Source organism: Methylobacterium sp. WL19 (assembly GCF_008040005.1).
Classification (GTDB): Bacteria; Pseudomonadota; Alphaproteobacteria; order Rhizobiales; family Beijerinckiaceae; genus Methylobacterium; species Methylobacterium bullatum.
This window is the reverse complement of the sequence record NZ_VRVC01000012.1, coordinates 48,126-56,162: the sequence shown is the minus strand read 5'-3', so window position 1 is coordinate 56,162 and position 8,037 is coordinate 48,126. Positions and strand designations below refer to the sequence as shown.

Annotated in this window: 5 protein-coding genes and 1 other RNA gene; 3 read left to right on the top strand and 3 right to left on the bottom strand. The window is 68.7% G+C overall.

Annotation, left to right across the window (positions count from 1 at the left end; all coding sequences use genetic code 11):
• On the bottom strand, nucleotides 1–963 hold a 963-nt coding region (gene rsmH / locus FV220_RS04525), incomplete at its 3' end, for a 16S rRNA (cytosine(1402)-N(4))-methyltransferase RsmH (protein ID WP_147829902.1).
• A 418-nt stretch (nucleotides 964–1,381) separates the two neighbouring features.
• An RNA gene (rnpB, locus tag FV220_RS04520) (RNase P RNA component class A) lies at nucleotides 1,382–1,775 on the bottom strand.
• Between the two features lie 167 nt (nucleotides 1,776–1,942).
• Here rnpB and FV220_RS25400 point away from each other — a divergent pair.
• Nucleotides 1,943–2,119, top strand: a complete 177-nt coding sequence (locus FV220_RS25400) for a hypothetical protein (RefSeq protein WP_018045182.1) — start codon at nucleotides 1,943–1,945, stop codon at nucleotides 2,117–2,119.
• Nucleotides 2,120–2,171: 52 nt separating this feature from the next.
• Here the strand turns inward: FV220_RS25400 and FV220_RS04515 are convergent, their stop codons facing one another.
• Nucleotides 2,172–2,612 carry a VOC family protein gene (locus tag FV220_RS04515; RefSeq protein ID WP_018045183.1) on the bottom strand — a complete coding sequence of 147 codons (441 nt, stop codon included), beginning with the start codon at nucleotides 2,610–2,612 and terminating at the stop codon, nucleotides 2,172–2,174.
• A gap of 167 nt (nucleotides 2,613–2,779) precedes the next feature.
• Here FV220_RS04515 and pepN point away from each other — a divergent pair, with 167 nt between their 5' ends.
• Nucleotides 2,780–5,422 (top strand): aminopeptidase N, encoded by a 2,643-nt coding sequence (gene pepN / locus FV220_RS04510; RefSeq protein ID WP_147829900.1) that lies wholly within the window; start codon nucleotides 2,780–2,782, stop codon nucleotides 5,420–5,422.
• A gap of 191 nt (nucleotides 5,423–5,613) precedes the next feature.
• Nucleotides 5,614–8,019: an ATP-binding protein gene (locus FV220_RS04505; protein ID WP_147829898.1), complete on the top strand. Its 2,406-nt coding sequence runs from the start codon at nucleotides 5,614–5,616 to the stop codon at nucleotides 8,017–8,019.
• Nucleotides 8,020–8,037 lie beyond the last annotated feature (18 nt).

The following is an 8,037-nucleotide window of genomic DNA, read 5'->3' as shown; positions in this document are numbered from 1 at the left end:
GCGCTCGGCGGCCCGGAGCTTGGCCGAGCGCGAGCGCGGATTGGCATGGATCTCGGAATCCGATGCCGTCACCGGCCCCTTCGTCACCATGGTGAAGCTGCGCGGGGTCGGCGCATCGGCGCTCGGCAGGTGGCGGGAGGCCTGGGCCGCCCGGCCGCTGCGCGCGGAGAAGAACTGCTTGACGATGCGGTCCTCCAGGGAATGGAAGGTGACCACGGCGAGGCGCCCGCCCGGCCGGAGGATCCGCTCGGCGGCATGAAGCGCCTGAACGAGTTCGCCGAGTTCGTCGTTCACGGCGATGCGCAGCCCCTGGAAGGTCCGCGTCGCCGGATGGATGCCGCTGGCGGGATCCGCCCAAACCACGCTCGACACGACCTCGGCCAGCGCCGCCGTGGTCTCGATCGGGCCTTTCCGCCGCGCCTCGATGATGGCGCGGGCCACCGCCCGCGAGCGGCGCTCCTCGCCGTAATGGTAGATGATGTCGGCCAGCGTCGCCTCCTCGGCGCCGTTGACGAGGTCGGCGGCGCTCTGGCCGGCGCGCTCCATGCGCATGTCGAGGGGGCCGTCGTTGCGGAACGAGAAGCCGCGGTCGGCCTGGTCGATCTGCATCGAGGAGACGCCGATATCGAGGACGACGGCGTCGGCCGTCTCGGCCCCCTGGTCGCGGACGAGGGCGTCGAGCGTGCCGAACCGGCCCGGCACCAGGGTCAGGCGCCCTTCGGAGGCGGCCACGAGGGCCGCGCCGCCGGCGATGGCGTTGGGATCGCGGTCGATGGCCAGCACGCGAACGCCCGGATCGGCCTGAAGCATCGCGCGGGTGTAACCGCCCGCACCGAAGGTGCCGTCGACGGCCAGGGACGCGCCGGTCAGCCCGAGCGAGGCCACCACCTCCGCGAGCAGCACGGGAATGTGGGGCGGGGCCGCCGCCGGGCCGTCGGGGGCGCCGTCATGAAGGACCGTCATGCCGCGAACCGGCCGATGGCGACGTGCGAGACGGACCGGGGCGAAGCGCGCCGAAGCGGAACGGGTCGAGGACGCCGGACGGCGACGGAAGAAAGGATGTGACGCATGCGTCCCTGCGGCGGGCATCGACCGCTCCGAGGCGGCCGGAAGAGACGGAACGGCAAAGGAAGACGGGACGTCGCGGACGCGGCCCGCACTTCGCCCCAGACGAGCGCCCTGCGCGTCCGCCGTTCCCAAAATCGCCGCTGACGAAGTGATTCCGGGTAACATGAGCCTCTGAGCACCGTCAACGCGCGGACCCGCATGGGCTCCGTCGAGACCGATCAGACCTCAGCAAGGTTAACCGACGGTAAGTTTCGTCGGTTTTATGCAGCCTATTCGATGCGTGGAACGACGCTCGCCGGGTGCCGGCGGGAAGCGGATCAGCCGGCCTTTAAGCCGGGTTCTGTAGGGCCCGGGAGCGAACTCCCGGACGTGGCGGCCATTCCTCTGGGACGATCGTTACCGAACGCCTCGAGCAACCAACCCGGGCGACGAGCCTGGAGAGAGGGCTTGCCCCGTCCTGTCGGACCGAGCGTGTCGCCCCTATTCGGTTTTGCTCCCGGTGGGGTTTGCCGTGCCGTCCGCGTTGCCGCGTCCGCGGTGCGCTCTTACCGCACCCTTTCACCCTTACCCTGCATGAAGCAGGGCGGTCTGCTCTCTGTGGCACTGTCCCTGGGGTCGCCCCCGCCGGACGTTATCCGGCACCGTCTCTCCATGGAGCCCGGACTTTCCTCCCCGGTTCGCACCGGAGCGGCCGCCCGGCCGACTGATCCGGCGCGGATGTGCGCCGCCATCGCGCCCGAGGTCAAGGAGCCGGATGCCCATCCGGGCGCCATGGCGGGATTTTGTTCGGCGGCTTGCTCGACGATCCAGGCGGCCCTAGCTCACCTGGTGGGCCACGCCCGTCGCGGCGGCCCGCCAACGTGAGGAGGTGACCATGGCAACGAGCGATTCGGCCTGGACGCTCGAAAACGTATCCGAACTCCGGACGCTGGCGCGCGAGCGCGTGCCGGTCTCCATCATCAGCCTGAAGCTCAAACGGCCGATCGAAGCCGTCTCGGCCAAGCTCGCCGAACTCGGCATCACGCCGGCCAATGAATTGGGCGGCGCATAGGTTCATGACCCGGTGCGCGGGGCGCGCGGACGCGCCCCGCGATTGCGCCGTCCTACCAGGAGCCGGTATTCTCCATGGAGGCCCACGGCTCCTGTGGGGCCTTAGCCTCGCCCTTCTGCAGGATCTCGATGGAGATCCCGTCCGGCGACTTCACGAAGGCCATGTAGCCGTCGCGCGGTGGCCGGTTGATGGTCACGCCCTTGTCCTGCAGGCGCGCGCAGAAGGCGTAGATGTCGTCCACCTGATAGGCGAGGTGACCGAAATTGCGCCCGCCGGAATAGGTCTCCGGATCCCAGTTGTAGGTGAGCTCCACCTGGGGCGCCTTCGTCTCCAGGGCCGTGTCGTAATCGCCGGGGGCCGCGAGGAAGACGAGGGTGAAGCGGCCCTTCTCGTTCTCCACGCGGCGGGTCTCGCGCAGGCCGAACGTGTCCACGTAGAAAGCGAGCGCCTTGTCGAGATCCGCCACGCGGACCATCGTGTGCAGGTATTCCATGGGCTGGGTCGTCTCCGGTTGATGCCGCCTATGTGGCCCGGCTATGCCGGACGTCAACGCCGCGATGCCCCCGACGCTCCCGCCCCCTCACGCCCCGAGGGTGGAAGCCGGGCGGACCGGCGACACGGAGCCGTTCTCAATCCTCGCTCCCGATCAGGACCGACCGCATGCGTACCGAAAGCCCGACCCTGATCCGTCTCGAAGATTACCGACCGAGCGACCACCTCATCGACACGGTGGAACTCGACGTCCGGCTCCATCCCCGCGAGACCAGGATCGTCGCGACCCTGGCCCTGCGCCCGAACCCGGACGGACGCTCCGACGCGCCCCTGGTGCTGGACGGTGACGATCTCACGCTGACGCGGCTGTCGCTCGACGGCGAAATCCTCGATCCGGCGGCCTATTCCGCCACCGCCTCGGCGCTGACGGTGCATGAACCGCCGCGACAACCCTTCACGCTGACGATCGAGACGCGGGTCGACCCGACCGCCAACACCAAGCTCATGGGCCTCTACCGGTCGAGCGGCGTCTACTGCACCCAGTGCGAGGCCGACGGCTTCCGCCGGATCACCTACTTCCTCGACCGGCCCGACGTGATGTCGGTCTATACGACCCGGATCGAGGCCGATGCCGACGAAGCACCGGTCCTTCTCGGCAACGGCAACCTGACGGAAGCCGGGCCTGCCGGGCAGGGCCGGCATTATGCGATCTGGCACGATCCGCACCCGAAGCCCGCTTATCTCTTCGCCCTCGTCGGCGGCCGCCTCGACCGGGTGTCCCGCCCGTTCACCACGATGGAGGGCCGCCCCGCTTCCCTCGCCGTCTACGTGGAGCCGGGCAAGTCGGACCGGGCCGCCTATGCCCTCGACGCCATCGCCCGCTCCATGACCTGGGACGAGGAGGCGTTCGGCCGCGCCTACGATCTCGACGTCTTCAACGTCGTGGCGGTGTCCGATTTCAACATGGGCGCCATGGAGAACAAGGGCCTCAACATCTTCAACGACAAATACGTCCTCGCCTCGCCCGACACCGCCACCGATGCCGATTACGCGGCGATCGAGCGGATCATCGCCCATGAGTATTTCCACAATTGGTCGGGCAACCGCGTCACCTGCCGCGACTGGTTCCAGCTCTGCCTGAAGGAGGGTCTCACGGTCTTCCGCGACCAGGAATTCTCGTCGGACATGCGCTCGCGCGCGGTCCATCGCATCGGCGAGGTCAGGACGCTGCGCGCCCGCCAGTTCCCGGAGGATGCCGGGCCGCTGGCCCATCCGGTCCGGCCCCGGGCCTATGCCGAGATCAACAACTTCTACACGGCCACCGTCTACGAGAAGGGCGCGGAGATCGTGCGCATGCTGCGCAGCCTGATCGGCGCCGCCGCCTTCCGCGCCGGGATGGACCGCTACTTCGCCGACAATGACGGGCGGGCCGCCACGGTGGAGGATTTCCTCGCCGCGTTCAGTGCCGAAACCGGGCGCGACCTGTCGGATTTCGCGCGGTGGTACGAGCGGCCCGGAACGCCGGTGGTGAGCGTCGAGGGGGATTACGACGCCGCGGCGCGGACCTATTGCCTGCGCTTCCGCCAGCGCTTGGCCGGCGCCGAGGACAGCCCGCCCCTCGTCATCCCCATCGCCCTCGGCCTCGTCGGCGAGGGTGGCCCCATCGCCGCCGCCTGCGAGCGCGTGGGTGAAGGTGTGTTCGTCCTCGACCGCGCCTGCGACGAGATCGTGTTCTCAGGGGTCGACGAGAGGCCGGTGCCCTCCCTGTTGCGGGGCTTCTCCGCCCCGGTCCGGATCGAGATGGCATCGAGCGATGCCGACCGCCTGAGACTGCTCGCCCGCGACACCGACGCGTTCAACCGCTGGCAGGCGGCCCAGAGCGTCGCCATGCGCCTCATCGTCGAACGGACGAGGGCCGATGCCCCGCCGGCGGAGGATGCGGGACCGGACGCGCGGGCCTTCGTCGAGGCTCTCGCCACCTTCCTCGATGCCGAAGCCCTGAGCGATCCGGCTTTCGCCGCCCTCGTCCTCGCTATGCCGAGCGAGGGCGACGTCGCCAACGAAATCGGCGGCGACGTCGATCCCGATGCGGTCCACCGCGCCCGGCGGACCCTGCGGCGCCAGATCGGGCAGGGTCTCGGACGACGACTGGACTCCCTCCACGCCGCCATGACCGACGCGACGGGCGCGGCCTTCAGCCCCGATGCGGCCTCGGCCGGGCGCAGGGCCCTGCGCAACGCCGCCCTCGACCTCATCGCCGCGGCGGACGAAGTCCGAGGCGGCGAACTCGCCACCACTCAATTCGCCGAGGCCGCCACCATGACCGACCGGCTGGCGGCCCTCTCGACCCTGGCCGCGATCCCCGGCGAAGCGAGGGAGGCGGCCCTCCGTGCCTTCGGCGTCCGTTACGCCGACGAGCCGCTGGTCCTCGACAAATGGTTCGCCCTGCAGGCGATGATCCCGGAGGATGGCACCATCTCCCGCGTCGCGGCGCTTCAGGGCCATCCGGCTTTCGCCATCACCAACCCGAACCGGGTACGCGCGCTTCTCGGGACCTTCGCCATGGCGAACCCGACCCAGTTCGCCCGACCCGACGGAGCGGGCTTCAAATTGATGGCGGACGCGATCCGGACCATCGACGGGACGAATCCACAGCTCGCCGCGCGGCTCCTCACCGCGTTCGGTTCGTGGAAAATGTTGGAATCCGGACGGCGGACTCAAGCTACGGTCACGCTTGGCGAATTCGCCTCCGCCGGGGGGCTTTCGCGTGACGTGGCCGATATCCTCGGCCGGACACTCGAGAATGGTTAACGCTTTCTAAAATAAGGTCAAATTCGAACTATCGATTCTTCGAATCCGATTGTCACACCGAGCCGAGAGTCAAGCGCTCGCCCAAGAATTTCGTGGACAAGTTGCCTGTGGAAATGCTGAATTGGATACGATTCGAAGCGTGACTCACTCCACGCCGAGGAACGACTCATCCACAGCTGCGGGGGCTTGTCATGCTGGAGGCGGATTCCGCTTCCCTCTCCGCACGTGCGGATACGATTCTTGGTATTCACCGCCCTCAGACTGCGGCCCATACCCGGTTCGTCCGTGCCGAGATCTGGCTCCGCTATGCGGTGCCCGCCTTTCTGGCCACGTTTCTCGTCTGCCTCGCGGCTGGCGCGGCGCTTCAGCTTCGCGGCGAGCGCAGCGAGATCCTGCGCGATACGGTCACCGACATCGAGACCTTCACGCGTCTCGTCACCGGCGCCCTGGCGGATGTGGAGGCGACCTCCCCCGCGATCCGCTTGCGCCTGGAGACGCTCCTTCCCGCGTCCCTGATGCCGGCCGGACGCCAGATCCTCGTGACCTCGGCATCCGAGACCATCCTCGGCGCCCATCCGGCACTGACGGATCTGAGCGGGACCCTCACGGACCGCCTCGGCGAGATGCAGGCGCTCAGCACGCTGGGCGAGCGCGCCGGCGTGATGGCCCTCACCCTCGCCAATGGCGAGCAGGCCTTCGCGGCCCTGCGGACGCTTCCCAAGGGCCGCGGCCAGATCGCCGTGATCCAGCCCATCGCGCCGATCCTCGACGCCTGGGCCATGCGGATGCGGCATCAGGTGGTTCTCTACGGCGCCGCCGCCCTCGTCATCATCGGGATCGGGATCGCCTACGCGCTCCAGACCCAGCGCGCCTACGCGGTGGACAGGCTCTGCGAGCAGATCAAGCAGCGGCTCGACACGGCGCTCGGTCGTGGCCGCTGCGGATTGTGGGACTGGGATATCCCGCGCGGCCGGATCTACTGGTCGGATTCGATGTACGCCCTGCTCGGATACCGCCGGGAGCGGGAGTTCCTGTCCTTCGGGGACGTGAACGCCCTGGTCCATCCCGATGACGGCGACCTCTACGCCCTGGCTCGCCAGCTGGCTGCGAGCCAATCCACCGTCGATCACGAGTTCCGCATGCGCAGCGCCAATGGCGGCTGGATCTGGCTGCGCACCCGCGCCGAGATCGTCCCCGATCAGGTCGATGGCGGCCGTCACCTCGTCGGCATCGCCCTCGACGTCACCGAGCAGCGCCAGCTCGCCGAATCCAACGCCACCGCCGACATGCGCCTGCGCGACGCGGTGGAGGCGATCTCCGAAGCCTTCGTCCTGTGGGACACGAGCAACCGCCTCGTCCTGTGCAATTCGAAGTTCCGCCACCTCCATGCCCTGAGCCCGGACGACGCGATTCCGGGCAAGCGCTACCACGAGATCATGGGCCGGGGCGTCCTGCCGCCGGTGCGCCGCGAATTGCGCGAGATCGAGGCCTCGTCGGCCACGGCCCGCACCTTCGAGGCGGAGCTCACCGACGGTCGCTGGCTCCAGATCAGCGAGCGGCGGACCAAGGACGGCGGGTACGTCTCGGTCGGCACCGACATCACCAACCTCAAGCGCCAGCAGGAACAGCTCGTCGCCTCGGAGCGGGAGCTCATCGAGACGGTCAAGGACCTCAAGCGCTCGCGCCGGACCCTGGAACTCCAGACCCAGCAGCTCGCGGACCTCGCCGAGCGCTACCTCGACCAGAAGGCCCAGGCCGAGACGGCCAACCAGGCGAAGTCAGAGTTCCTCGCCACCATGAGCCACGAACTGCGCACGCCGCTCAACGCCATCATGGGCTTCGCGGAGTTGATGGAGAGCGGGGTCTACGGGACGCTCGGCTCACCGCGCTACACCGAGTATTGCCGCGACATCCGCTCCAGCGGCGACTACCTGCTCTCGGTCATCGACGACATCCTCAACATGTCGCGCATCGAATCGCACCGCGTCCGTCTGGCCCTCCGGGAGGTTCCCCTCGACGACGCGGTCCAGAATGCGCTGAAGCTCGTGGCCGAGGCGGCAAAGGCGAAGTCGCTGACCATCGGGGTCGACGTCGCCAGCGATCTGACCCTGCTGGCCGATGGCCGCGCCCTGCACCAGATCCTCCTGAACCTCATTCAGAACGCGGTGAAGTTCACCCCCGGAGGCGACGGGCGCATCGTCGTCAAGGCGCGCCCCTCCGGCGATCTGGTCAACATCTTCATCGAGGATAACGGGATCGGCATCCCGAAGGCGGCGCTCCGCCGCCTCGGCTCGCCCTTCCAGCAGGTGGAGACGAATCTCACGCGCACCCATAAGGGGTCCGGGCTGGGTCTCGCCATCGCCCGCTCCATGGCGGAGCTGCATGGCGGTTCGCTGCGCATCCGTTCGGAGGAGGGCCTCGGCACCATCATCATGGTGCGCATGCCAATCCCGACGGCGGAACGGCGGCGCGATCTCGTCGCCGCGAGCTCCGACGAGACGGTGGACTCCTTACGCGAAGTGTCGGGCGCGCGGCCCCGCGGCGGCGCCGGAACGGCCGGGATGCAGCCACGGGTCCTGGCACCCGTATCGGCCTGAGGGCGGCCATCCCCGCCG